This is a genomic window from Ruegeria sp. G7, from assembly GCF_056535465.1.
On sequence record NZ_JBQFIL010000002.1, the window covers coordinates 532,729 to 558,251 of the forward strand.

A 25,523-nucleotide genomic window follows, 5' to 3' on the forward strand; every position below is an offset into this window, starting at 1 on the left:
CGATACGACATGCTCCGTTGCAAAGGATGCATTCGTATTGAGATTATGATTCTCAGGTCAAAGAACTAGCGCCGTTTGGCGACGAGGTGCGAAAGGTGCCCCAGAGCCTTCCTCCCAACAGTCGCTCTCGCCGCTCTGGTTATCTATTGGCTATGACCCCTGAGCCTATTGATCCTACTGCAGAAGAAAGATTGCGCATGGCACTCCCTGGTCAACGCAAGTTATTGGATTGACCGGTTCACCTTTCATGTAGTTCGCCAACACTGGCGAAAGATGATTGCAGAATTCACAAGGCTTGGTTCCCAGCACGAAAATCTGACAACACAACGAAACTTGATTTTCTGGCGGTGGCGAAGAAAGCAAATTGAGTAACTCGGTGTGAATTTGGGCCGTGCGGAGTTGCTCTGATATCCGGATCGCATCTTCTAAAAAAACTGCCGCTAGCCTGTGGATATCTGAATACAAAGGGGCCAAGATCAGGGCAAACGTACCGTAACCTATCTGCGCCCGGTGATTGAGGGCGCAGTGAAAGTTGAGCAAGCACCTTGCTCTACAACAGAGTTTAACCCTCGGGACGTCAGAAATCCAAACCTAGATCGACCGTGCGATAGGAATGGGTAAGGGCACCGGATGAAATGAAATCCACACCGGTAGCCGCGATGTCAGCCACAGTTTCCTGCGTGACGTTGCCCGAGCCTTCGGTAACCAGCCCACCATCGACCAGAACCACCGCACGTTTCAGAATCTCTGGTGTCATGTTATCCAGCAGCACGACATCGACGCCGCCCACGTCCAGTACTTCGGCTAGTTGATCCAGTGTATCGACTTCGATCTCGACCTTCATCATGTGCGAAGCGTGGGCCCGCGTTGCCTCGAGTACCGCGCGCACGCCGTCTGCCGCCGCGATGTGGTTATCCTTGATCAGGATCGCGTCCGACAAGGAAAACCGGTGATTGGAGCCACCGCCATGCCATGGGCCACGAAAGGCCTTAGATGCGTCATACCGGCCAAGTTCGCCGTTTGTTGGAACGGTTTCAGAAATTCGGCCATCATAAAGCTGTTGTATCCGCCTGCGTGATAGCTGTGCTCGGGACCTTCGGTCGAAACAAGGATGAGGAACTCACGCCCTTTCAGCTGGTCACCGCCCGGCCCATAAGAGAAGCCATAGTTCAGCACCTGATCCATTCAGGCTTTCATAACCGGAGGTGCGGAATACCAGTAGAATGGAAACTGGACCACGATCCGATCATGGGCCAGCAAGAAGGCCTGTTCGGCTTCGATGTCAAAACGCATCTCACTGCCGCCAATGGCGGTCAGATCGCGCGTTGTCACGTTGGCGGCTTCCGAAAGTGCGTCAAACCAGGCGCGGTTAATGCGCGATTTGCTCAGGTCCGGGTGAGCGGTGAGGACGAGGGTTTTCATATATCTTCCTCTTGCTGGAGTGTTGCGGAATAATGGGTGATCAGCGCGTGGCCACCGGGTCCGATTTCAAAGCGCCAGTCTTCCTGAACGCGGGCTTCCATGTGGTCCCCCGCAATGGTCGTGGCGCGAAACAGAACTTCGAAATGTGCAGCGCCGGGCTTGATTGCGATCTTGCTGACGTGATGTTCAGTTGGGCTTTGCAAGGTTTCAAGCACGTCACGATACCAAGCGCGCGCACGATCATGCCTGTTGAGAGTGGTATCGACGTCAGGCATGTCCCAGTCTACATCTGGGTGGAGGTCAGGCAGGGACGCGCCGATCGGATCCAGCCTGTCGAACCGGGCAAACCAGTCGGCGATGAAACTGCTGGTTGCGGGGTAATCGGTCACTTAAATACCTGTCGATGGTTTACTTGGCCAGCCGCTGAGGGACCGGAGCCAGCGAGTATTGGGACCAGAAAAACGTGTTTGCCGCATCCTGATCGGCGGACAGGTTGGTTGCCTCGACGATCCTGCCATTCTCGATCCGATAGACGAGGGCCCAAGTCGTATCGACATTCGGTTTGCCGTCGGCGTTCGACCAGCCGCGGTGGATATCAACCACATGGGTCTCGTCGGCACCGAAATAGGTGGGTTCCGCCTGAAATCCGGCGGTGCCAAGTTGTTCGAAAAAGGCCAGTACTTCGTCCCGGCCAGTCTTGGTTCCAGACAAGGGATGGCGGCCCGGGATGTGCCATTTGACGTCCTCGTCCATCACGGCTGCGATGCCGTCCAGATCACTGGCGCCATAGGCGGCAAAAAAGCCCTGTACAACTTTGATATTGTCTTCGGGGGATGGGGCCATGGCGGTCTCTCCTGCGATCAGAGCAGCGGTGAGGGCAGCAACTTTGGTCAAAGTGTTCATCTTGTGTCCTCCTGAATACGTGGTGACAGCGCTTTGGGCTGCGATGACACGAAGATAAAACTTCCGTTGAGACGTGATAATTCACCCTGTTGGCATTATCTTCATGTATGAAATCGAATAATGAGGTTGTTTGGGGACACGATGCGACTGCCACTCGCCACGCTTGAAATCTTTACCGCCATCACACGCCACGGATCGCTACGTGCAGCGGCCGAAGCGCTGGGCATCAAGCCGTCAACCGTTAGCCATCAATTGAGAGCGTTGGAAGACTAGCCGGGCGCTGTGGTCTTCATTCGGACAACGCGTTCCATCAGCCTAACCGAGGCCGGGCGCGCCCTGATCCGCGGCGCGGGGCCTGCCTTTGATCAACTCTCCGAGGCCGTGGAAAGCGCGCGCAGCACCGGTCACGCCGCGCGGGGAACTTTAAAACTGGCGATGCCGGAGTTTGCCTACCACCTCTATGTTGGTCCGATCCTCAAGAGTTTTTGCGCCGCGTATCCAGAAATCGAACTGGAATTGTCTTTGACGGATGCCCTGTCAGACATACTCGGCGAGGAGTTGCATGCGGGATTCCGTCTGGGGGATCGTGTGGCGCAGGATATGGTGGCAGTGCGGTTGACGCCGCCGCTTCGGGTAACCGTTGTCGCCAGCCCGGATTATCTGTCGGAACGGGGCATCCCGGAAACGCCGCGAGACCTGCTTGGGCACACCTGTATCCGCTACAGGTTCCAATCCTCGGGCCAGATTGCCCCGTGGAGTTTTCAATCGGGTGAGGAGGAATATGCAGTCGATGTGCAAGGTAATCTGATTGCGAATGCCCTTCCTGCTACCGTCGATCTGGCGAAAAGAGGCTTGGGGTTAGCCTATACCTTCAGAGCTTATGTCGCCCCACTGATTGATACCGGAGTTTTGACACCCGTTCTTGAGGATCACTTGGGCCTCACCCCCGGTATTTTCATGTATTTCCCGCGCGAGTATAAATCCATGATGCCCCTGAGGCTGTTCATCGACCACATAAAGCGTCAGCAAAGCGTTTGACCCTGCGCGCGCAGACCCCACATATCGAGCATTGCAAGCCGGAGCCGTCCTTGCCCCTAAGATACGCTGATATCTACCCTTCAGAACCACTGCTGAACAGCGATGCGATGCAGCGTCCTTCGGCGGCGGGGTTGATGTCAGTGCGGTACTTTCGGGCCGAACCTGATCGGATGCCGGAAGAGGTGTTTTCGGAGCACCACGTCCTTCTGAATCTACAGGAGCAGGGGCATCGCGTGCAAAACTGGCGGGACGGCAAGCTGCGTGATTTCACCTTTTGCAAAGATGAAGTCATCGTGACACCGGCAGGAATGCGGTCGGGCTGGCGATGGTACGGGCAGTCCGACGTGATCGTGATCACCTTGCATCCGGACAAGGTTAAGCGCTTTGCACAGTCTGAACTTGGGATGCTGTTGGCACCGGAGCAGTTTCACGACCAGCCGCAGTTTTCCGATCCTGACCTTTGTGCTGCAGGTGTCATTTTGCGCGATGCGCTGGCAACGGATGACATGTCCTCAGCCGTGATGTTTGAGGCCATGAGCAGGGTGTTTCTGGTCAAACTGCTACAGAAATACGGCAAACGCCGCGCTGAAGAAGTTGAACTGTCCGCGCGTTTTACGTCTCAGCACTATCAACGGGTGCTGGCCTATGTGCAGGACCGTTTGGATCAGACAATCACCGTCGATCAATTGGCGTCCGAGGCGGGTATGAGCCCTTCGCATTTCGCGCGGGTTTTCAAGGAAACGCTGGGCTCGACCCCTATGCAATATGTCATGGCCTACCGGGTCGAGCAGGCGATGAAGATGATCGAAGATCCCGCGCGCCCTCTGGGCGATATCGCTTTGGCCTGTGGATTTTCGGATCAGGCGCATTTCACACGCAGTTTCAAACAGGTGGTGGGTCAGACCCCGCGCGCGTTTCGGGCGGCGAATGCTGTCTGAAGCAGAATCTTTCAAAAACGCGGCAGTCCGGTGCAAGTATCCCTGCTGACGACAACGTATCTCAGGTGTCATCGGGCTTGTGCCCATCCAGACAAATTTTGGGAGATACCGTCATGAACACCCTCGCTCTGACCACCGCCGCCGCGCTGATGGCTTCGACAGCCGCTGTTGCGCAGGTTGAAACCCGTACCGTTACCTTCGAGAACGAAGGCGCCACCCTGTCCGGCACGCTGTACCTGCCGGAAGAGCGCGGATCTGAACCGCTGCCCACCGTCGTCGTGACCGGGGCCTGGACCTCGGTTCAGGAACAGATGCCTGCGAATTATGCCCGAGAAATGGCCGAGCGCGGCTTTGCCGCCTTCACCTTTGATTTTCGCGGTTGGGGCAAATCGGGTGATCTGCCGAACAACGTGCGCTTTGTCGAAAGTCCCGAAGCCAAGACATCGGACATCAAAGCGGCCATCGCATTCATCGCGACCCTGCCCGAGGTGGACGCAGATCACATCAACGGTCTGGGGATCTGCGCCTCGGCCGGGTACATGGTCGACGCGGTCTCCGGCAATCCGCTGGTTCAGCGGCTCGGTCTGGTCGCTCCATGGTTGCAGAATGAAGAGATCGTCGAAGCGGTCTATGGCGGCGCAGAAGGTGTCGCCGGGCTGATCGAGGTGTCTCACGCTGCCGAGGCCGCTGGTGGTCAGATCATTCCGGCCGCGGGCCCTGAGGGTGCCGAGGGCGTTCTGATGCCAATCGGCGGCTACTATTATGAGGCCGACCGTGGCGGGATCCCGGAATATGACGACAAGTGGAACAACGCGGGCTGGGAAGGCTGGCTGACATATCATCCTGCCGACAATCCGCAGCGTTTGGATAAGCCGCTGGCCATTGTGCACTCGGAAAGCGCGGCAATTCCTCAGGGTGTTCAAACCTTCCTTGCCGGTTTCGCAGGAGAGGCGACAGCACAATGGCTGGAGGATGTCACGCAGTTCGACTTCTACGACAACCCCGAGGATGTCACCCGCGCGGCAGATACCGTAGCTGACCACTTCCGCGCCGGTTCCATCAACTAAGCCTTTTCTGGACGCCGAGTAACTGTTCGGCGTCCACTCTCATCTATCAGGAGCATCCTCATGCATAGAAAACTCACATCAACCCTTGCGGCTGTCTCCATGATCGGAACTGCTGCTTTTGCTGAACAACAGGCCGATATCTCGACGACGATCACCGATATCGCGGCGGGCGCTGACCGCCACGACTGGACCCGCGTGCGCCACGCGTTCGCTGATACTGTCACGACGGATTACACCAGCCTCTGGGGCGGAGGCCCGGTCACGCAACCTGCCGATGAGCTTGTGGCGGGATGGTCCGTCTTCCTGCCCGGGTTCGACGCGACGCACCATATGGTGACCAATCACACGATCACCTCGTTGTCCGATACATCCGCCACGGCACAGGCCGACTTCACGGCAACCCATCGTCTTGATGATGGCTTGTGGGTTCTCGGTGGTCGCTATGACTATGAGCTCGAGAAATCGGACGAGCGCTGGGTTGTCACGTCGATGACCATGACGGCACTCTGGGAAACCGGTGACCGTGGGCTTGTGGCTTTGGCTGGGCAACGCGCTGCCGAGGCGAATTGAGGGAAGATCCATGACCAGTCAGCGCATCGCACTTGTGACCGGCGCTAATCGCGGCATCGGCAAAGAAGTTTCCCGCCAATTGGCTCAGGACCACGGGATGAAAGTTCTGATGGGTGCGCGCGATCTGGCAAAAGGGCAGGCTGCTGCGGATGAGATCCGCAATGGAGCACAAGCCGTGCGTTTGGATGTTTCCGATCCCATCTCAGTCGCTACGGCGTTCGGGCAGATTGAATTAGCCTTCGGTCGCCTTGATGTTCTGGTGAACAATGCGGGCGTGGACTACGACACCGACCAACAGGTCCACCTTGCCGATTTAGACCGGGTGCGCCGGGCGTTTGATACGAACCTTTTTGGTCCTTGGGAGACTACAATCGCGGCGGTGCCGCCGCTGCAACGCGGCTCGGATGCCCGGATCGTCAACGTGTCGTCCGGTGCAGGGTCGCTGACCGGCATGTCCGCCGGTACGCCGGGCTATGGCGTTTCCAAAGCAGCTTTGAACGCGTTGACCATCAAAACTTCTATCGCGTTGAAACCTGACAGCATTCTTGTCAACGCCGTTTGCCCTGGCTGGGTCGCCACGGATATGGGCGGTGGGGGGCGTCCGGTTTCCGAGGGCGCAAAAGGTGTTGTCTGGGCAGCGACCTTGCCTCAAAGCGGTCCGACCGGAGGGTTCTTTCGCGATGGCGTCGCAATCGACTGGTAAGTTTAGCCGGGTGTCATGAAATCAATCAGCTTCCTGACCCGTGCTGGCAACAGGCGGCGGCTGGGATAGACAACGAACATGTCCCGCGTCAAAGGTGCGGTGTCCGTGACCTGCAGCCGCTGCAAGTCACCGTCTACCATATCCAATGGCAACATCGCGACACCCATGTTGCGACGGGCGGCCTGCGCAATGACATCAAGGTCGGTTAAACTGTGCGCTGTGTGTTTCGGGTGCAAAGTTTCCCCGCTCTCAAGCACCCAGGGCTGACCAGATGTCAGGGCGGGTAAAGCAAGAAAGTCCGGTTTGGATATCGGCCTGTCCAACGCGCGCTCCCGAATGAAGCCCCGTCCCGCGCAAAAGCAATAGGGGACCGACCAAAGCCGTTTCGCGATAAGGCTGGAATCTGTCAGCGGGCCCACCCGAAAGGCCAGATCAATATTGTCGCGAAAGAAATCCAGCATGATGTTGGTCGTTGTCATCTCAAGCGCCACATCCGGGTTTTGTTCCGCAAAATCCAACAGCCGAGGGCCAATGGTCGTGCGAGCAGCCAACGGAGGAGCCGTAATTCGGATGCTCTGGCGTCTGGCATCGTCGGTAAATCCCGCAACACCTTGCAGCGCCTCAATCGGGTCCTGACATCGATCCAGAAGGCGGCGGCCCTCTTCCGTCAGGCGAACCTGGCGGGTTGTACGTTCGAACAGTTTGATCCCCAGATGGTCTTCCAACTCTGCAATCCTTCGACTGACCCGGCTGAGCGGTATGCCCAGTCGGTCCGCAGCTTTGGAAAAGCTGAGGTGGTCGGCGACGACAATAAACAGGGCAAGGTCGTTGTAGATCATTATCCTATTTTTGGGATTATATCTTCCGATATCAACCATTATCATTCGATGATGCGGCCTCTACCTTCTGCGTAACAGAAGGAGACAACTCGTGCCTTTCGCGATTGAAATCACCCAGACCGGCAAGCCGGACGTTCTGCGCAAAACTGACAAAGCAATCTCGACCCCCAATGCCGGGGAAATCCTGATCCGCAACAAAGCCGGGGCAGTCAACTTTATCGACACGATCATCCGTAGCGGCGAAATGCCCGAAGGGATGATGCCTGATCTGCCTCATATTCCCGGAGTTGAAGGGGCCGGAGTGGTCGAGGCGCTGGGTACGGGGCTTCAAGGCTTCTCTGTCGGGGATCGCGTGGCGTGGATGGGACCGATCAGAGCCGGTGGATACGGCACGTATTCGGTGATCGCAGCGCCTTATGTCGCCCGGTTGGCCGACACCGTAGACTTCGAAAACGCCGCAGCAATCCCCGTCAACGGGATGACTGCCTATCACATGCTGATCAATCTGGGCGGCGCGGCTGCGGGCAAATCTGTGCTGGTTCACGCCGCGGCCGGGGGTGTCGGAACCATGGCGCTGCACATCGCAAAAAACCTAGGCATGATGGTGATCGCCTCGACCAGCACCGACAAGGTTGGGTATGCAAAGGACCAAGGTGCCGCTCACGTCATCGACTATCGCACCGAGGATGTAACCGCGCGGGTGATAGACCTCACCGACGGGCGCGGCGTGGACCTGACGCTGAACCCAATCTCGGGCGAGTCCCTGAAGTCAGATCTCGACATTCTGGCGCCTTTGGGCATTGCAGTTCTCTTCGGGTTCCTTGCCGGTCCGCCCGCAGGCAGCTTTGCCGAGGACTTGGCGAAGCACTTCCAAAAGTCCGTCTCGGTCCGTGTCAGCGACATATACACCTATTTCGTCAATCGACCCGATCAGTTCAGCGCGGATATGGCCGAAGTGTTTAACCTGCTTGAGACAGGCGTTCTGCGCCCGCAGGTCACCACTCTGCCTATTGCCGAAGCCGTTGAGGCACACCGCCGTCTGGAAGCCGGTGAAACCACCGGCAAGCTGGTGCTGAGCATCGACTGACCCATCCAGCAAAAAGAGGAGTCACAGCAATGAACACGGTTTTCGAAACCGCCCTGAAAGGCAAACACATTGTCATCGTCGGCGGCAGCAGTGGTATCGGGAAAGCAACGGCAAAGATGGCCGCTGCCCTCGGTGCAAAGATCACAATCGCCAGCCGTAGTTCAGCCAAGTTGCATGCGGCGGCAGACGAAATCGGCGATTGGGTGCAGATCGCGCCAGTAGATACAACCGATGAGGCCGGTGTGAAATCATGGGTCAAGGCTCTGGATCCGGTCGATCACCTGGTAATCTCAGCCTCAAGTGCCGCGCATGGGGCGTTCGCAGACCTGCCCACGGACGATCTGCGCACCATGTTCGAGGCCAAATTTATCGGCCCCTATGTTGTCGCGCGAGAAATCCTGCCTGTCCTGAACGGTGGAGGGTCGATCACGTTCTTTTCCGGCGTGCTTAGCCGTCGCCCGTCTGCCGGGGCCACGGGCCTCGGCGCAGTAAACGCTGCGGTTGAGGCACTGACGAAAGGGCTAGCGCTGGAGCTGTCCGGACGGGTGCGGGTGAATTGCATCAGCCCCGGAATGGTCGCGACCGAAGCCTATTCAGCCATGTCGGAAGAGGCGCGTGAAGGCATGTATGCGCAGGTTGCTGGCAGACTACCTGTAGGGCGGATTGGTGAGGCCGAGGAGATCGCGCAAGCTGTGATCATGGCGATGACTAACGGGTTTTTGAACGGCTCTGTTTTGGATGTGGACGGAGGCCACCTTGTGCGTGATTGACGCCCAGCTCAAACCCGACGTTAAGAACGCAGCTTAACCAAGACAGACACCAGTAACTTATGAACTATGAGCAATTGCTTCCATGCGACGCGGAAATTCACCGCGCAGGCAGAACAGGACCGCTTAAATTTTACTTGCCATTTTGCCTCAATCGGAAAAATGGCAAGTCCAGCGGCAGAACTCGTTTGAAACCGAAACTCAAAGGCCGGTAGACGGTTCAAAGCTGTGGAGTTCGAAGGTTTTCTTACCCTCGGCGCTGAATTTCTGGATTGAGTCCCCGACACGCAGCACTGTCATACAGCGATAGCGCCCCTTGTCGGCGGCCATGGAAACGCAAACCTTATCTGTATCGGTAATGGCAAATGCACCTGCGCCACTCCAACCGCCGTTCGTAAGTTCGCCGCTCACGACATTGCTTGGATCGTAGAAAAAACGAAATGTCTTATCCCCCGATGTGGCCGTGACGGTGTTCCCGATCAGAAGTTCTGCGATCTGGTCGGCATTGAGGCGCTCGGCCCCATTATCCAATGCGGCCTCCAGTTCTGTTTGAGCGAATGCAGCGCTTCCCGCCACTGCCACGGCGGTTGCCACGCAAAGTGTTTTAAAGTGTGCCATATCCTGTCTCCTTAATGCTTTGGGCGATGCAATGGGGTGTTAGCCCCAGAGAACGCTAAGCAGGGCAAGCTCATCGCGCTTGATCGGAAGCTGATTTTTTCTGACATTCATCTGACAATCCCCAAACTTCGTTGAGCCGGGTATATTGTGGGGTGTAGGTTTCAGTATGTACCGTTTCTTGGAGTTCCAACTTGATCCGACACAGGGATTAAACCGCCTTGGCGAACCGGTTGCTTTGGAACCACAGGCGCTGCTGCTGCTCGAGTTTCTTGTCAGGAACCGAGACAGAATTGTCAGCAAACAAGAGATTATCGATGAGATTTGGGATGGGGCCGCGATCACGGACGCGGCGCTGAACACGCGCATTCGGTCCGTGCGCAAGGCTTTGGGCGACACAGCGGCAAGCGCGGACTACATCAAGACCTTTCCCAAGCGCGGGTTCCAGTTTGTTGCCCCGGTGGTTTCGGATGACGGGCCGCCCGAGCGCATTGCCAAAACCCCGAAACGAGGTGTTCTTGTTGCGGGCGTTCTACTGGGTCTGGCGATTGCCATGTTGTCGATTTCAATCTTTGCTGATCGGCAGCGTTTGCCGGACACCGGAAAACCGTCTTTGGCTGTTGTGCAGTTTGACAATATCGGGGACGAAAGTACGGGTCAGTATTTCGTCGATGGTCTCACCGACGACCTGATCGCACATCTGTCGCGCAACCGGGAACTGTTCGTTGTGTCCAGCGCAACAATGTTCTCTTACGCGAAGGATCAGGCTACCCCGATTGAAATCGCACGCGACCTTGGGGTTGGCTATGTCGTCCGCGGCAGCGTCCGCCGGGCTGATGGTCAGATGCGCATCAGCGGAGAGCTTATTGATGTCGACAGCGCCGAAACCATCTGGGCCGAGGTTTTTGATCGTCAGGTAACGGATGTCTTTGACGTTCAGGACGAGATCAGCCGAGCCATCGCGGGCCAGTTATTGCCTGAGATTTATCAGTCCGGCGAAGCGCGATCGCAGGAAAAACCGACCGAGGACATGGGGGCATGGGATCTGTATTTGCGCGGTCGTGCGCGGCAGGCTGTGTTTTCGCAAGAGGCCCAGCAGGACGCGGTGACGTTTGCACAGTCCGCCATCTCAGCGGATCCGGAATTCGCGGCAGCACACAGCCTGTTGGCCCGCGCGCTGGGAACGATATTCTTCTTTCAGTGGTCAGATACTCCTCAGGACACGTTGATTGCTGCTACCGAGGCGGCCAAACGGGCAATTGAACTGGACGATCAGGACGCGCAGGCACATGCGGCTCTTGGCTATATCTACCGCTTTACAGGAGAGGCTGATCCAGCCATCGCAAATCTCGAACGCGCTGTCGCGCTCAACCCCAATGACGCGCGTATCCGGCTGGAATTGGCGCATACTTATGATTGGTTCCGCATGCAGGACCGCGCCTTGCCCGAGATAGAGATGGCAATCCGGTTGAGCCCACGCGATCCGATGTTGCAAAACATGTATTTCTACCAGGGTCACATCCTGTTTCACCTGGAACGCTACGAAGAAGCGCTGGACGCAGCCCGGCAGTTGGGCGCGGTGGCAACAAGCAATACTTGGCGGCTGTTTCATCACCTGTTGAGCGCGGCCACTCTTGCCGAGATGGGCAGGCAAGACGATGCCCAAGAGGCTGTTAACGATGCGCTTGAGATTAACCCCAAACTGTCAATCTCAGCGATGCGCAGGCAATTCGCTGGATCAAAAAACCACCCCGAAAACCGACGGATCTGGCTGGCAAGCTTACAAAAGGCGGGCGTGCCCGAATGAGAAAGGGTGCCAGACTTGGCACTATTTCATGTCCAACCACTCTCTCTCGATCAGCTTGCACTATCCTTTAGCGGGGCGAACCGTCTCTCGGCCATGTCCATGGCGGTTCTATTGAAAGCTTTTGATGGGGAAGCAGCGGCGGAGCAGCTGTGCAGTTCAGCCTGCGAGTTGGGTGCGCTGCTGAAATGGGCGGGGCCCAGGCGTGATTTATCTTTGCGGATCATGTTGACCAGTTTGATATCGGCTGGGGCGAATGCAGCTGATGAGAAAGACTCGAAATCTAAAAGGGCTCTGATCCGCCGTTTGATGAGTCGATCGCATTGTGCAATGAAATTATTGAGGTGCTTCCGCTGAACCATCTCAATCGATATTGGGCAACCAAAGCCTCTCAGCAATTTGTTTATGGCTTTAAGGCCTGGCCTTGGACGTGAAGCTCCAGATCAGAAACTTGGAAACAGAGTATAAATCGATTTGCAAGATCGTTGGACCTATGTGCGCAGTAGTCAATGCAGTCTGGTTTTGCGCTAGAACCATGGATCACAGTTCTTTTGGGGAATGGTAGGAGGTCGTCTTGGTCGGCCTTGCCGTGTCGCATTTGATACGATGCGGCACCAAATTTGGCATATCTAAGATGTGCTATTATTGTGTAACTCTCAGGAAGAATAGTGTGTTTCCAACCGAAACGACGTCGGTTTCAAGAACCCTGTAGACCGCGCTTTCACCAAGGCATTCAGCAAGCTTGTCTTCTGTTGTTAGAACCACGATGCTAGGACCACTGGCGTCAATCTGCTCGCAGTATTCATTATAGTTTACCGGAATAATATACTCTGGGGGGACGTCCAGGTTGCTCCACCAGTTTTTTCCAATGATGAAATCGGTATTAGCCGCATGCGGAAACCCATGACGCGGTTGGCGCAGCCGCCAGTGTTCGTACATCAGGTTCGGAGCTAGAAAATCTTGTGAGTTCGCTGGTTGAGAGGCCAAAACTTGTGCGATCTGATTGGAAAGGTGGTCAATTTCTTCGATGGTGGATCTGTTTAGAGAGGCAAGCCATCGGGTATGCTCCAACGAAATTCGCCATATCGGAGCAAGGATCAAAAGCACGATGGCAATTTTCAGCATCTCAGCCCCCTTGGGTGCCTGCATAGGGCCGCGCCAAAGAAGTGCGGAAAATAGACCGGTACCGACGGCAACAAACGGAACGAACAATTGCAAGTAATGTGACCAAAAATGTTTGGACAGTATCATTATTTCAATCAAGAAAGGCATTACAATTGTCAGCGATACAATATCGGTAAAAATGGCGATTGAATTGCCTTTAGGCCCAGCTGCGCGATGTCGGATCAGTTGAAGCAGTCCGGCAATTGCAACGGATGAAGATGCAAGTACCAGCATCGGGAAGACCGGCAAGACCCGATCAGTGAACCAACTGTGCTGTTCCTTCAGGTTGCTTAAGGGGGACTGTAAGATAAGGTCTTGTCGCAATAGGTGCATACCGTTCTGGAAGGCCTGCATATTTCCCGTAATGATGTAAGGTAGCACATTGGTCAGTAATCCGGCGAGGCCAACGGCAACGATCCAAGCCGCCGCAGTACCCGCGCCACTTAGTAGAGTAGCGCCCTTGGGCCGAAGGCGAAGTGCAGCCCAGACCGCGGCCATACAAAGACACAACAAATAGTATGGACGTATCCCGATCGCGAGGCTTGCAAGAATTGCTGAGAGCAAAAATAGCCAAATCACCGGGCTTTTGCCGGCTGCCATGGGTTGGACCGAAGCCATCAGTAGGGCAATTGCGCCAATCGCCGCCGAGCCAGCCAAGGGGTTAATATGGTAAATCCCTCCAGGCAAAAAAGCGAACCCCGCCAGACTGGCAATAGCGCTGATCTGAGCACTCATCGTCACAATCCGTTCAGGCAGATCTGACTCAAACACCAGAACTTGACGTGTGACATACGCAACTGCAACCGCGCCGCCGAACATTGCGGTTATCGAAAGGATTTGCCAAGCAAGCACACTGTCGAATGCAGCGGGAATTGCGAAGAGAAACTGATTGATTGGTAGCTTATCGTCGAATTCGGCTGTCCAGTGCAGTTCGCCTTCAAGCAATCGCTGGCCGAAATACATCATGTGGTCGATATCCCAACTCCACCGTGTGTCGATCAGGTTGACGGCGTAGTCCAGTAGTACCGATAAAAAAACAAGAAAAAGGCAAAGTCTAAAAAGCAACATGACGATCTCCAACGTCTTCTACTATCGCCTGCGTTTACCAAATGGCTAGTGAGGAATCCGAAAAATTGCTTGTTCGTGGCAATCCCCCCATTATTTCGGAAGTTGACAAGAAAGACCTCTGATGCCGAGCGGGGGGCTCGATTGACGCCCTATTTCTAATATTTAGTGGATAATTGGACTTTTCGATTTTTACCGGAGTTCTGGAGGAATGCAGACAGACTGTTTATCAGGGCCCGAGCCAAGTGAGTTGCGCGAACAGCATGAAATCAAGGGTGTTTCCCGGTTTTGTCGGTTGGTCGATAACGACTTATTCGCTTGTCGCCCTTAGGCTGTTAAGTTTTGTCCATGCGCCATGATTTTGGTGTTTTACCCTTTTTCGACTGTGCACGTGCAGCAAAGATCGGCGATCAATTGACTGTCCGCCTATTCAATGTCGCTTGGTTAAATCGTACCTCGTGCTCTGCCACGATCTCTTCTTGATCACGATAGGACACCGTGGATCGGTGATAGAAGCAAATAGCGTACAAAACGCTCCCTTTGGGCATGAGCGCCTTTCAAAGACACCATGCTGGCGCATATTGAAATACCAATCGGAGCGAGCAAATGCCAGATCCCAAATAGACGCCAATTCGACCCTAAAGTTTGCGACACATCTCTGCCCGCGGAAAAAATTGCCGTTCCGATACATCGGCGACTTGTCATGTCCTAACAATCGTATCCAGAGGGTAAGAGCGGGCCGAGAGCCGCTCAACGGTCAGTTTCGTCGACAAATCTGGATATAGCACCTTTGGAGTTGCTATGCCGTAGGTCATGGATTTGAGCTGAGATCGTTATGCCTGCATTGCGAAGTTGGGAGTCGACCTCGCGATAAAGTTCGTCTCGGCCTGCAAACATTGTTGGGTAGTCGGCAAAATGTACCCAGATCATATATGTGTAGGGCGTGCTGTCCGCCGACATCAACCGGACAACTGGTTCTGGCGAAGGAAGTGGTATGTTGCATCGGTAAACTGCTTTTCGAATGAGCGCGATAACATCTTCCGGCGCGTGATCGCCTGCAACCTTCACGGTGTACCAGGGCGCAAAAGGGTGTCTGTTTCCCCTCAGGTTGGTAAAGCTCTGATTGGCAAGCTGTCCATTCGGGATCACGAATTCGGTTTTGTCCCATTTTCGCAGATGCGTCGCGCGCCAGTTGATATCCTGCACTTGTCCTTCCGTGCCATCTTCAAGCCGAAGCCAATCACCAATGTCAAAGGGGCGTTCGATTGTCAGCGCAAAACCGGAAAACAGATCCCCAAGTGTTTGTTGCATCACAAATGCAAGAACGGCGGCCGTTGCCCCTGTCCATACGAACAATTCGGTAAGCGCATTACCTTCCGCAACAAGAAAGCTGAGGATGCCCAACAGAGCAAACAAGGTGTAGAGGCCGATCCAAGCCAACCCCGGTAGACGCCATTCCTCGGAATGGCTCCGACGCTTTCGGATCAATGATTCAACCAGGCGCGCCACGCCCCAGGCATATCCTAAATGAACCGCCAATCGACCGGCGATTTCTGTCGTGGAAGCCCAATTGGACATGCGGGGTAGCGCGCCTAAAAGAAAAAGTAGGCCTTGCAGCGAATAGCCAATCAAAACCACGATGAGCGCGTCACAAATTCCGCTGAGTATCGGATAGTTGGACAGTCTTCGCAGAAAGAAATTCCGGTTGCGCGCGAGCAACCAAATCAAAGCGGCCGAGATGAGCACCCCAAGCCGAAGAGCTTCGATACTCAACGCGCCATCAAGCATATATTTCGTCCTCAACCCAAACTGTCAGCTATTGAGCAGATGTAGCGGATTAAGTCTATCTCGACCACCATGCCATTTGTTCTGGCAGACTTTCCGAAGTCCTTTCGGCAGGATCACGTTTATAACGACAACTTATTGAGCGACGATGTAAGCGCCTGCAGCCGATCTGCCTGACGCAGGTTGAAATGGGTCAGGAACTCGCGCTTGCCAAAGGGGACGTTCCTGGCGCGGATGGCCTCGACGCAGTTTTGGGCCTTATCCGCATTCCCGGCTTCTGCGTGCACGACCGCGCCGATCATGAAGACATAGAGATGCGGGTTGGGTGCGCTCAGGGCGTGCTCGGCATAGGCGCTGGCCGCGGTCAGATCGCCCGAGACAAATGCCGCCAATGCGCGCGTGCCGTACATGGATTGAAGATGCGGGTCCAAGGGGCTGAGCCTTAGCGCCGTCTCCACGTTTTGATCCGCAGTTTGACCGTTGCATAGCACGGTGTTCAGCGTGGCGTTGTTGTAGTAGCCGAATGCATAGTTGGGGTTCAGATCAAGGGAGCGGTCCACCCAGACCAACCCTTGCTCGGCGTCTCCCAGCAACCATTTTGCGCGCCCGTAGATCAGGTTGCAGAACGGGTCCAACGGGTCCAGTTGCAGGGCATCTTCGGCATGTCCCAACGCCAATCTGGCGTGCAGGCCTGTATCTGTCGCGAAATGCTGAAATGCGTTCTGGAACTCGGTATAGGACAGCCCGCAATGGGCGCGGGCAAAGCCTGGATCCTGTGCAATGGCAGTGCGAAAGTGACTAGCCGCAATCTCGTTATCAGTGCGGTTATACCGGTACATATGCCGTATCCCGAGGTGGTAATGCCCCCAGGCATCAAGGTTTTCCGAAGGAATGTGCGTCAGACGGTCAGCCTCGTGCACCGGCAGGCGCAGTTCCAGTGCCATGGCAAGGTCACGCGCGATACGGGCGCGCATGTCGTACACATCCGCAATGGCTCCAGTCACGCGGTCGCTCCAGATCACTTGGCCAGAGCGTGCATCCGACAGTTCGGTATAGATGGCAAGCCGGGTGCCCTGCACCTCCACAAGGCCCGAGGCAACGAACTGCGCGGCCAGTTGCGACCCCATGTCGGTCAGATCGGTTTCGGGTCCCGCGAACCGAAAGCTGGAGCCACGCGCGATCACGTTGATCCAGCGCAGCCGGGACAGGGTCGCGATCAGCTCGGCCGGGATGGCTTCGGCAATTGCGATCTGAGCGGCATCTCCGCCGATCAGCTGGAAGGGACGTATCGCCAGCGTCGGCTTTTGCGCAGGACCGGTGATGCTGTTTGTGTCGGGCTGCGAAATATCTCTGGACGTGGTATTGGCCTCGGTCACGTCGGCCACAAACCGAAAGCCGTGGCCCCGGACGGTGCGAATGATCGCCTGACGCTTTCCGTCATCACCGATGACCCGCCGGATTTGGCGGATGGCGGTTGAAAGCGAGGCCTCGGTTACGATCAGGTCGGGCCAGATGGCCTCAAAGATCTGGTCTTTGGACACGGCGCGGTCCCGGTTGCGGATCAGGAATTGCAAAAGGGCAAGGCATTTCGGCTCCAAAGCGATTGGGCCGTCTGGGCCGGACAGCTCCAAAAGCGCGGTATTCAGCCGGTACGCGTCAAACTCATAAACCATTGCGTCTTTATTAGCCTGATCTTTGCGGCCAACACAAACCTGTGGTTCGCGATTATCCCGGCAATCTTCAGGAAACCCTCAGGCAACCTTCAAGCGACACGGCTGACACCGAAGTAAGCCTTCACTGACCCGCCTTTGGTTTTGCGGGTCGTGTGTAGCTTACTTCGTCACAGGAGCCCGAAATGAAACGCCCCGGCCTGATCCTTTATGGCATTGCCGCCTACCTCCTTTTCAACGTTGTTTTCCTTTACATGATCGCGTTTCTACTGGATCTTCCGGTGCCCAAAACCATCAACAGCGGCACACCCGGCCCGGTTGGCTTGGCCGTTATGGTCAATCTGGGCTTGATCTTTCTGTTTGGCTTTTTCCACAGCCTGATGGCGCGGGACCAGTTCAAACGCTGGTGGACCACGATCGTCCCGGCCGAGGCCGAACGCAGCAGTTTTGTTCTACAATCGGCGCTGTTTCTGGGCCTCGCCCTGTGGCAGTGGCAACCGATCCCGGCAACGATCTGGCAGGTCGAGGGCGTTTACGCATGGCTGGCTTATGCGGTTTGCGCCACGGGTGTCGGGCTGGTTCTGCTTTCGACTTTCCTGATCGATCATTTCGAACTGTTCGGTCTGCGCCAGATCTGGTCGGCAAATACCGAAAAACCCATGCCCGCACCGCAGTTTCGCACGCCGATGCTGTACCGATTTGTGCGCCACCCGATGCAGTTGGGCGTCATTCTGGTGTTCTTCGGCACGCCGCATATGACGGTTGGCCATCTGATCTTTGCCGGAGCGATGACCACCTATGTTCTGATCGGCTTGTGGTTCGAGGAACGGTCTCTGGTGCGTGAATTCGGCGACACCTATCGCGCCTATCAGAAAATGGTGCCGATGCTGATCCCTCGCTTGGTCCCGATTGCCCGCAATGCGCTGCAATCCCCGGCGACCTGAACGCGTGGAGTTTGAGCGATGAAACGGGATCTTCACGTCATTCTGGCCCTTCACGGGTCGGCCAGCAGCGGCAAACAGTGGCGCGTTTTGGCAGCATAGTCGAAACCGCTCGGCATCTTAAACCCGAATGCAGGAGGATTGACCATGCTCAACGAAAAGCTGGAAGGCGGCTGCGATTGCGGTGAGGTTCGGTATCGGCTGTTGGCCTCACCCTTGATCGTGCATGGGTGCCATTGTCGGAGGTGCCAGCGACAAACCGGCAGCACACATGCCGTCAATGCGTTGATCGAAGACGGCTATGTCCGGCTGTTGTCCGGCAATATCATCGAGGATATCGCCGAAACCCCATCCGGCAGCGGGCAGAGGATATCTCGCTGTGCAAACTGCCACGTCGCGGTCTGGAGCGAATACCTGCGGTTCGCCAAACGCGTGCCGGCCCCCATTCTGTTCATCCGCGCGGGCACTTTGGACCAGCCGCACCACCTTCCGCCCGATGTCTATATTCATACCGACAACAAACAGCCCCACGCGATTCTAAAAACAGGAGTGCCGTCTTTCGGAGCCTTCTACGATCTCAAACAAGTCTGGTCGGCAGAGAGTATGGAACGTCTTTCACGCGCTCACATAACTCCAAATCTCCGAAGCCAAGTGTCTTGATTGATCCGCCGAAACCCATACTACGGCACAGGACCTGTTTCACCTCTTGAAGCCCTGGCAATTTAGCCCGGGGCAGGGCTTAGATCAAAACCTGTATGTTGCTCCAAAGACAGGTCCTGACTGGTCGAACTCAAAGTCGTTCCCGTTGATCTCGTGCTCGAATGCGATATAGCGAAACCCACCTCGGAGCAGCCATTTTTCGTTGATGGCATAGTCGGCTGTTGCCAATATCTGCCATGTTTCGCTTCCGCTTCTGAACCCGCCGTAATCCACAAATCCTGTCGCGGCCCATTTGTCCGAGAACGTGTAACGCAGGCGCGCCGCGACGAGGGGATCAATCCAGTTGTCATTGGCGCTGAATGAGACACTAGGCGCTGCACCTGCGGTCAGGGTCAGTTCTGTCTCTGTCCGGAACCATCTGAAGCCACCGGCCGCGTCAATTTTGACCTTATCGCTCTCATATACCTGATATGCGAGATAGCCGCTGAAGAATTGTGTTCTGTCCGAAGTCTCAAGATCTGAAAAAGCGGGCCCGGGTGTGCTGTTGCTGAAAGAGAGGTCCGTAAAGTTATAGTCTCCGAGAATGCTCCACCGGCCATTGGATACGGAAAACGCGCCAAAAAAAGCCAAATCGAGGTTGCTCAGGGCATCTGAGAAGCTCAGACTACCTTCCAACGTTCCCTGAGGTGTTTGCAGAGAGATTTCTGTATCCGGAGTGAACAGATAGATCGTAGCCTCGGCGGTCCAGTCGTCAGCTTGTGCTGCAGTGGATGTCGCCGAAATTGCGGTGCAACTCAGGCACAGTGTTTTGATTGCCCACTTGAAATCCATGGTGCCCCTCTCATAGTTTTGTTGGGCCAAAGTCGCGAATAACTCACGCGTGGCCGCTGTGTCTTTTGGACCGCGTTGTTTCTTGTGTGTTTCACATGCTGCTGAGAAATCGGCTGGATGTAAAACCAAATTTTCACATAAGGTCTGCATCTGGCGCAAGATGATAAATGTTACGAGACACTTAAAAGCAATCCCATCTGATTGAGGGTCGCGGACTAATCAGGGACAGTTGCGCAGACCGTGACAAACTCTCCCGGAATGGCATAGCCACCTGCAGTGGTCCGGAAAAACGCGACCGAGTTCAGAAATTCGCGCCTGACATCAGCCATTGTAACGTCGTCAAAGCGTTTGACGGCCATTGCCACAGGGCCACCCAACATCATGGCGCGGCTCAGGTCGGCGGCGTTGATGAAGTTCAGTGTTTCGTTCTGGCGCGTTTCGCGGATATCCGTCAGACCTGCTGCTTCGAAATCTTTCCACAGTGCCCCCGGAGCCCCTGAAGCGAAGAACATGGGACACACTTCCGAGGCAACCCGCGCGTCTACAATCGGGAAAATCTCGGCCCAGCGGCAATTCTTGCGTTCTCCCCAGATGGTCGCGGTCACTTTGCCACCGGGGCGAACGGTCCGCGCCATTTCGGTGAGGGCTTTTCGGGGGTCAGGCACATACATCAGCCCCAGCGCGCAAATGGCTGCATCAAAGCTGTCGTCTTCGACATGCAGGTCTTCCGTACCCATTCTGGCGACCGAGACATTCGCGATATTCTGTGCATCGCAATGCTGTATGACCTGGCGTGTCATTTCTTCGGACAGGTCCGTCGCAAAAACCCGACCCGTCGGACCAACTGCGCGTGCAGCGCGCAGCGTTACCATTCCGGTCCCACATGCTGTTTCCAGAACGGCCTGACCGGATTGCAGATTGGCCATCTTAAGCAGCGTATCCTGCGCAGGTCGCAACGGATCCGACCAGTCAGCGTGATAGTAGGGTGCTGCCGCGTCCCAGCCATAGCGCTGAATCCTAAGCTGTAGTTTGGCATCCATCCCTTAGCCCTCCTGCGCGATCTGCAAATCAACCTGAACAGAATGCGGATCCTGCAATGCGATCAGCCACGGGTCATTCCGAAGCCCTTCGGCAACAACTTCGCCAAGCTCTGCTTTGGTCGCGGTGCTGGTCAGCGTGATCTTGAGCTGGATGTTTTCGGGGCCAGCCGTAACGCCGTCCATTCCAAACATTCCGCGATTGTCCCAATCCATGGTCAGATCCACAGCTATCTCGGACACTGGGACACCGTTCCGCTCTGCCGCGATGCGCAGGCCCATGACGATGCATGCGCTGAGACAGGCGCGTCCAAACACGCCCGGCGTAGGCGCCTGACCCGTTCCACCCATTATGGCCGGCATATCGCATGTCAGTACTGAACCGTCTTCACGGCAGGTTGTCAGAAAGCCGATTTCCGAGGTCGCGCGTGTATGTGTGCTTTGCCGCGCGGCAATCGGTTTGTGGACAAAAGCGCGCCGGTTGCGTTCCAGCGCGTTTGCGATGTCGGATGCAATTGCCATTTCAAGTCCCCCGTTGATTGCTTCTCATCTTCAGGTGCCCTTGAAACGCTGGCCAGAGTACAAAAAGGATCGAACCCGGTACAGAAAATGGACTGGATCGAAAGGGTAAGCCTGAATAGACTTAGCACGCGAGGAGGCGTGCCATGCCGAAGCAAAACAACATGCTTTTCTGTCCGATCAACATGGCCTGCGAGGTTCTGCAGCCGCGATGGACGATCCACATCCTGACAGAATTGCGCTGGGGCTCGACACGGTTCAACGATATCCGCCGCGGAATTCCCGGGATTTCTCCGACGCTGCTGGCAAAAAGGTTGAAAACCCTTCAATCGCAGGGTCTGGTTCGAAGGGTCGAAAACCCTGCCAATGGCACCATCGATTATATCCGTACCAATGCGGCGATCGAGCTTGACCCCATCATAACAGACTTGGGTAAATGGGCCTATCGCAATACCTCGGTTCAGGATCATAGCTGCAAGACGCAACCGTCGGCTTTTGTGTGGAACCTGCGCCTGAGTATTGACTGCACGGCGTTGCCGAACCGGCGTGTGGTGATGAAACTGACATTCCCGGAACAGGCTGCGGATCAGCGCGACTTCTGGATCATGTGCCGTCCTGGATTTGATGTCGATGTGTGTTTCCTTGATCCCGGCTTTGACGTGGATTTGTTCATCACCGCTGAGTTCGATGCACTGGTTTCAGCGTATTTCGGATATTCGAGGCTGGCGCATGAGATTTCGGCCGAACGCATAACCCTAATTGGTGAAACAGCGCTGGCCAAAACGATCGACCAATGGCTGATCCTCAGCTCCTATGCCCGCGATCAGGAAATCGATAGGCTTGTTGGTGCTCAATGATGCGCCACACTGTTTGGCTGATGGGGTGCCTGCTGGCGTTTGAAACACAAATGGGAACAAAGAATCCAAGCTCTGACGGCGAATTGGGACTTGGACGCCAGTTGGCAAGAAAGGGGGGAAATAGTGTGTAATTGTAATGTCAAATGGTGGGCGATCACGCCATGAATTCCCGCTCGGGAACCCTGGCATGCGCAAAGGTCGCGTGTTCCCAGTGCGGGATAGGCGCGGCTGCGGTTCACCCATCAAACCGGCTTGGGGCATCATAGTTCGGCGGACGATTCCCGACTCAATAGAAAGAGGGGCTGATCAGGTCCTGCGGTGGTCTAAATGTCTGCAATTCCTAGAGTAAATTTCCCTAACGCCTGCCGTAATGTTAGTGAATTTGGCTAAATCGCCAGTCAAGGCTTGCGTTAGAATTCATAGGGAACAATGGTGACTAAGAAGCGCGCGCAGGAACGTCTGTTTTCAATAACAACAAACAAGGGAGTGAAGAAATTGCTACATCGTAAGATATTACGGCTGAAGGCGATGGCCGCGACGGCGCTTTTGGCGCTGTCCGCCGCTGCCTCGGCCCAGGACGATAAGCCCAATATTCTGGTCATTTGGGGCGATGATGTTGGTCAGTCGAATATCAGTGCCTACACGATGGGGCTGATGGGGTATCAAACACCCAATATTGATCGGATCGCCGACGAAGGGATGATCTTCACTGACTATTATGGCGAGCAATCCTGTACTGCGGGCCGGTCCTCTTACATCATGGGTCAGTCGGTCTTCCGCACCGGCCTGTCCAAGGTTGGTCTTCCGGGTGCAGAGTTGGGAATGCGGGAAGAAGACCCGACGATTGCGGGTCTGCTGAAGGCGCAGGGCTATGCCACGGGTCAGTTCGGCAAGAACCACCTGGGCGACCGAGACGAGCATCTGCCGACAAACCACGGCTTTGACGAGTTCTTCGGCAATCTCTACCACCTCAACGCCGAGGAAGAGCCCGAGAACATCGACTATCCGGGCGATGCCGTGCTGGCAGACGGGCGAACCTTCCGTGAAGCCTTTGGGCCGCGTGGTGTGATCAAGTCGTCCGTCGATGGCCCGATCGAAGATACTGGCCCGCTGACCAAAAAGCGTATGGAAACGGTGGACGATGAAACCGTCGCGGCCGCCATCGACTTCATCAAACGCAAAGAAGCGGAAGGCGTTCCGTGGTTTGTCTGGTGGTCCGGCACCCGGATGCACTTCCGCACCCATGTTGCGGATGAAAAATGGCAGCGCGCGAATTCGATCGCGGGCAAGAATGTGGATGAATACACTGCTGGCATGATCGAACACGATCTGCATATCGGGCAGTTTCTTGAACTGCTGGACGAACTTGGCATCGCCGACAATACCATCGTACATTATTCCACGGACAATGGCCCGCATATGAATACGTGGCCAGACGCCGCGATGACGCCTTTCTTTGGTGAGAAGAACACGAATTGGGAAGGTGGCTGGCGCGTGCCGTCGATGGTGCGCTGGCCGGGCAAGATTTCGGAAGGGTCCGTCTCGAACGAGATCATGCACCATATGGATTGGTTGCCGACCTATCTGGCCGCTGCCGGGAACCCCGACATCAAAGAGCAATTGCTGGAAGGTGTAACAGTCGCCGAGGTTGGCGGTGGGCGCGATTATCGCGTGCATCTGGACGGCTATAACTTCCTTCCGCACCTGTTGGGAGAAGAGGAAGAGGGTCCCCGGAAAGAGATTTTCTATTTCTCGGACGATGGCGACCTGACAGCGCTGCGCTACGAAGACTGGAAACTGATTTTTCTGGAGCAGGAAGCTTACTCGACCTTCCGCGCATGGGCCGAGCCGTGGACCGAGCTGCGTGTGCCACTTATCTTCAACCTGCGGCGCGATCCCTATGAGCGCAGCTATCGCACGTCGAACACCTACTACGACTGGCTGATCGACCGGGCCTATCTGCTGGTGCCTGCGCAAGCCTATGTGGCGCAGTTCCTTGAGACTTTCCAGGAATATCCCCCGCGTCAGAAAGCGGCGAGCTTCAGTCTGGATCAGGTCATGCAAACCCTGACCGAGGTCCCCGGCACGCCGTAGGACAAGCGCTGCGGATGCTACGCGAAACCGCAAGCGCGAACTGAAGCGGCGTCGGGATGACTATGAAGGCGGAAGCAGTCTTTGACAAAACACTTCACCGGCACCTTCGGGTGTCGGTGAACGGAGTTGTAGCTTGATTTGGAATATTGCGGTGACGGATGCGCGAACAGCTGTAGAAAATCTGATGTCCCTCATGGGCGACTCGATCATCGGGCAAAGGGATGTGATCGAAAGACTGGTGATTGGTCTGCTGGCGAACGGCAATCTGTTGATCGAAGGTATGCCGGGACTGGCAAAGACGCGCGCGGTCAAGTCCTTGGCCAAGAATCTGGAAAGTGATTTCAGCCGTATTCAGTTCACCCCTGACCTGTTGCCATCCGACGTCACCGGCACCGAGGTTTACTATCAGACCAGCGAAGGATCTGAATTCAGGTTTGAGCCCGGGCCGATTTTTGCCAATATTGTTTTGGCTGATGAGATAAACCGCGCACCGGCCAAGGTGCAGGCCGCATTGCTGGAAGCAATGGAAGAACGGCAGGTGACCGTTGCTGGTACAACCCACAAGATGCCCCCGTTATTTATGGTGATGGCAACCCAGAACCCGGTCGAGCAAGAAGGAACATACCCTCTGCCCGAGGCGCAGATGGACCGATTTTTGATGCATGTTCTGGTGGATTATCCGCCGCCGGAAGACGAAGTTCAGGTGATCCGCCTTGTGCGCAACGAAGAGGCCGAGGTGACTAACTCCAAGCCCGCGGCAAAGGCGGCCAAACCCACGATGACGCAGGATTTGGTTTTTGCCGCACGCAGCGAGATATCCGATATCCACGTTTCAGACGCGATGGAACGGTACATGGTCGATCTGGTTGCAGCGACCCGCACACCGACCGACTATGGGGACAGTCTATCGCGCTGGATCGAACTGGGGGCAAGCCCGCGCGCCTCTCTGGCGCTCGACAAATGTGGACGTACCCATGCCTGGCTGAAAGGTCGCGATTATGTGGATCCTCAGGATGTACGCGCTGTGGCGGCCAATGTCTTTCGCCACCGACTGGGTCTGAGCTATGAAGCACAGGGGGAGGGGGTAACGCCAGATCAAGTTGTTGAGGAACTGCTGGCGCAGGTTGCTCTGACATGATGGCACGTG

Annotated in this window: 25 protein-coding genes and 2 pseudogenes; 14 read left to right on the top strand and 13 right to left on the bottom strand. The window is 55.7% G+C overall.

The window, feature by feature from the left end:
* Nucleotides 1-577: 577 nt before the first annotated feature.
* The 4 genes and pseudogenes from ACR3EN_RS19260 to ACR3EN_RS19275 form a co-directional block, all read right to left on the bottom strand.
* Nucleotides 578-970: pseudogene (locus ACR3EN_RS19260) on the bottom strand (nicotinate-nucleotide diphosphorylase); the annotation flags it as partial.
* A pseudogene (locus tag ACR3EN_RS19265) lies at nt 922-1,422 on the bottom strand (NAD(P)H-dependent oxidoreductase). The pseudogenes ACR3EN_RS19265 and ACR3EN_RS19260, both read right to left, overlap by 49 nt.
* Entirely contained in the window at nt 1,419-1,811 is a 393-nt protein-coding gene (locus tag ACR3EN_RS19270) for a hypothetical protein (protein ID WP_480820122.1), read from the bottom strand. Before ACR3EN_RS19270 ends, ACR3EN_RS19265 begins: the two are co-directional and overlap by 4 nt.
* A gap of 19 nt (nt 1,812-1,830) precedes the next feature.
* Entirely contained in the window at nt 1,831-2,325 is a 495-nt protein-coding gene (locus tag ACR3EN_RS19275) for a nuclear transport factor 2 family protein (protein WP_480820120.1), read from the bottom strand.
* A gap of 141 nt (nt 2,326-2,466) precedes the next feature.
* Between ACR3EN_RS19275 and ACR3EN_RS19280 the strand changes: the two genes are divergently transcribed.
* The 6 genes from ACR3EN_RS19280 to ACR3EN_RS19305 all read left to right on the top strand — a co-directional run bounded on the left by ACR3EN_RS19280 (nt 2,467) and on the right by ACR3EN_RS19305 (nt 6,641).
* Nucleotides 2,467-2,598 carry a helix-turn-helix domain-containing protein gene (locus tag ACR3EN_RS19280; protein WP_480820118.1) on the top strand — a complete coding sequence of 44 codons (132 nt, stop codon included), beginning with the start codon at nt 2,467-2,469 and terminating at the stop codon, nt 2,596-2,598.
* A 9-nt stretch (nt 2,599-2,607) separates the two neighbouring features.
* A complete protein-coding gene (locus ACR3EN_RS19285) occupies nt 2,608-3,363 on the top strand; it encodes a LysR substrate-binding domain-containing protein (protein ID WP_480820116.1) in 756 nt (251 codons plus the stop codon).
* Between the two features lie 50 nt (nt 3,364-3,413).
* Nucleotides 3,414-4,301: a helix-turn-helix domain-containing protein gene (locus ACR3EN_RS19290; RefSeq protein WP_480820114.1), complete on the top strand. Its 888-nt coding sequence runs from the start codon at nt 3,414-3,416 to the stop codon at nt 4,299-4,301.
* Between the two features lie 113 nt (nt 4,302-4,414).
* Nucleotides 4,415-5,368 (top strand): alpha/beta hydrolase, encoded by a 954-nt coding sequence (locus tag ACR3EN_RS19295; RefSeq protein WP_480820112.1) that lies wholly within the window; start codon nt 4,415-4,417, stop codon nt 5,366-5,368.
* A 60-nt stretch (nt 5,369-5,428) separates the two neighbouring features.
* The gene (locus ACR3EN_RS19300) at nt 5,429-5,938 is read left to right on the top strand and encodes a nuclear transport factor 2 family protein (protein WP_480820110.1); all 510 of its coding nucleotides are present in this window, start codon (nt 5,429-5,431) and stop codon (nt 5,936-5,938) included.
* A gap of 10 nt (nt 5,939-5,948) precedes the next feature.
* Complete coding sequence (locus tag ACR3EN_RS19305) at nt 5,949-6,641, top strand: SDR family oxidoreductase (protein WP_480820108.1); 693 nt, start codon at nt 5,949-5,951, stop codon at nt 6,639-6,641.
* A 2-nt stretch (nt 6,642-6,643) separates the two neighbouring features.
* Here the strand turns inward: ACR3EN_RS19305 and ACR3EN_RS19310 are convergent, their stop codons facing one another.
* Entirely contained in the window at nt 6,644-7,480 is an 837-nt protein-coding gene (locus ACR3EN_RS19310; protein ID WP_480820106.1) for a LysR family transcriptional regulator, read from the bottom strand.
* Between the two features lie 91 nt (nt 7,481-7,571).
* On the opposite strand from ACR3EN_RS19310, the gene ACR3EN_RS19315 reads away from it, so the two are divergent.
* Together ACR3EN_RS19315 and ACR3EN_RS19320 are read left to right on the top strand one after the other, a co-directional pair.
* Nucleotides 7,572-8,567: a quinone oxidoreductase family protein gene (locus tag ACR3EN_RS19315; RefSeq protein WP_480820104.1), complete on the top strand. Its 996-nt coding sequence runs from the start codon at nt 7,572-7,574 to the stop codon at nt 8,565-8,567.
* 29 nt (nt 8,568-8,596) lie between these two features.
* A complete protein-coding gene (locus tag ACR3EN_RS19320) occupies nt 8,597-9,337 on the top strand; it encodes an SDR family oxidoreductase (RefSeq protein WP_480820102.1) in 741 nt (246 codons plus the stop codon).
* A 198-nt stretch (nt 9,338-9,535) separates the two neighbouring features.
* Here the strand turns inward: ACR3EN_RS19320 and ACR3EN_RS19325 are convergent, their stop codons facing one another.
* Nucleotides 9,536-9,952, bottom strand: a complete 417-nt coding sequence (locus tag ACR3EN_RS19325) for a hypothetical protein (protein WP_480820100.1) — start codon at nt 9,950-9,952, stop codon at nt 9,536-9,538.
* A gap of 166 nt (nt 9,953-10,118) precedes the next feature.
* On the opposite strand from ACR3EN_RS19325, the gene ACR3EN_RS19330 reads away from it, so the two are divergent.
* Nucleotides 10,119-11,756, top strand: a complete 1,638-nt coding sequence (locus ACR3EN_RS19330) for a winged helix-turn-helix domain-containing tetratricopeptide repeat protein (protein ID WP_480869437.1) — start codon at nt 10,119-10,121, stop codon at nt 11,754-11,756.
* Nucleotides 11,757-11,806: 50 nt separating this feature from the next.
* Here the strand turns inward: ACR3EN_RS19330 and ACR3EN_RS19335 are convergent, their stop codons facing one another.
* The 4 genes from ACR3EN_RS19335 to ACR3EN_RS19350 form a co-directional block, all read right to left on the bottom strand.
* Complete coding sequence (locus tag ACR3EN_RS19335; RefSeq protein WP_480843562.1) at nt 11,807-12,115, bottom strand: hypothetical protein; 309 nt, start codon at nt 12,113-12,115, stop codon at nt 11,807-11,809.
* A 280-nt stretch (nt 12,116-12,395) separates the two neighbouring features.
* Nucleotides 12,396-13,985, bottom strand: a complete 1,590-nt coding sequence (locus ACR3EN_RS19340) for a hypothetical protein (RefSeq protein WP_480821322.1) — start codon at nt 13,983-13,985, stop codon at nt 12,396-12,398.
* 747 nt (nt 13,986-14,732) lie between these two features.
* The gene (locus ACR3EN_RS19345) at nt 14,733-15,770 is read right to left on the bottom strand and encodes a mechanosensitive ion channel family protein (RefSeq protein ID WP_480821320.1); all 1,038 of its coding nucleotides are present in this window, start codon (nt 15,768-15,770) and stop codon (nt 14,733-14,735) included.
* Between the two features lie 119 nt (nt 15,771-15,889).
* Complete coding sequence (locus tag ACR3EN_RS19350) at nt 15,890-17,440, bottom strand: winged helix-turn-helix domain-containing tetratricopeptide repeat protein (RefSeq protein ID WP_480821318.1); 1,551 nt, start codon at nt 17,438-17,440, stop codon at nt 15,890-15,892.
* Between the two features lie 182 nt (nt 17,441-17,622).
* Between ACR3EN_RS19350 and mddA the strand changes: the two genes are divergently transcribed.
* Both mddA and ACR3EN_RS19360 read left to right on the top strand, forming a co-directional pair.
* Nucleotides 17,623-18,381, top strand: a complete 759-nt coding sequence (mddA, locus tag ACR3EN_RS19355; protein ID WP_480821316.1) for a methanethiol S-methyltransferase — start codon at nt 17,623-17,625, stop codon at nt 18,379-18,381.
* A gap of 144 nt (nt 18,382-18,525) precedes the next feature.
* Nucleotides 18,526-19,038 (top strand): GFA family protein, encoded by a 513-nt coding sequence (locus tag ACR3EN_RS19360; protein ID WP_480870489.1) that lies wholly within the window; start codon nt 18,526-18,528, stop codon nt 19,036-19,038.
* An 84-nt stretch (nt 19,039-19,122) separates the two neighbouring features.
* Here ACR3EN_RS19360 and ACR3EN_RS19365 read toward each other — a convergent pair whose 3' ends face one another.
* The 3 genes from ACR3EN_RS19365 to ACR3EN_RS19375 all read right to left on the bottom strand — a co-directional run bounded on the left by ACR3EN_RS19365 (nt 19,123) and on the right by ACR3EN_RS19375 (nt 21,428).
* Nucleotides 19,123-19,869, bottom strand: a complete 747-nt coding sequence (locus tag ACR3EN_RS19365; RefSeq protein ID WP_480821312.1) for an outer membrane protein — start codon at nt 19,867-19,869, stop codon at nt 19,123-19,125.
* Between the two features lie 215 nt (nt 19,870-20,084).
* Nucleotides 20,085-20,909 (bottom strand): class I SAM-dependent methyltransferase, encoded by an 825-nt coding sequence (locus ACR3EN_RS19370; protein ID WP_480821310.1) that lies wholly within the window; start codon nt 20,907-20,909, stop codon nt 20,085-20,087.
* A gap of 3 nt (nt 20,910-20,912) precedes the next feature.
* Entirely contained in the window at nt 20,913-21,428 is a 516-nt protein-coding gene (locus ACR3EN_RS19375; RefSeq protein ID WP_480821308.1) for an OsmC family protein, read from the bottom strand.
* 143 nt (nt 21,429-21,571) lie between these two features.
* Here ACR3EN_RS19375 and ACR3EN_RS19380 point away from each other — a divergent pair, with 143 nt between their 5' ends.
* The 3 genes from ACR3EN_RS19380 to ACR3EN_RS19390 all read left to right on the top strand — a co-directional run bounded on the left by ACR3EN_RS19380 (nt 21,572) and on the right by ACR3EN_RS19390 (nt 25,514).
* Nucleotides 21,572-22,282, top strand: coding sequence for a winged helix-turn-helix transcriptional regulator (locus ACR3EN_RS19380; protein WP_480821305.1), 711 nt, complete (start codon nt 21,572-21,574; stop codon nt 22,280-22,282).
* A 528-nt stretch (nt 22,283-22,810) separates the two neighbouring features.
* A complete protein-coding gene (locus ACR3EN_RS19385; protein ID WP_480821344.1) occupies nt 22,811-24,376 on the top strand; it encodes an arylsulfatase in 1,566 nt (521 codons plus the stop codon).
* 184 nt (nt 24,377-24,560) lie between these two features.
* Nucleotides 24,561-25,514 carry an AAA family ATPase gene (locus ACR3EN_RS19390; RefSeq protein WP_480821303.1) on the top strand — a complete coding sequence of 318 codons (954 nt, stop codon included), beginning with the start codon at nt 24,561-24,563 and terminating at the stop codon, nt 25,512-25,514.
* Nucleotides 25,515-25,523 lie beyond the last annotated feature (9 nt).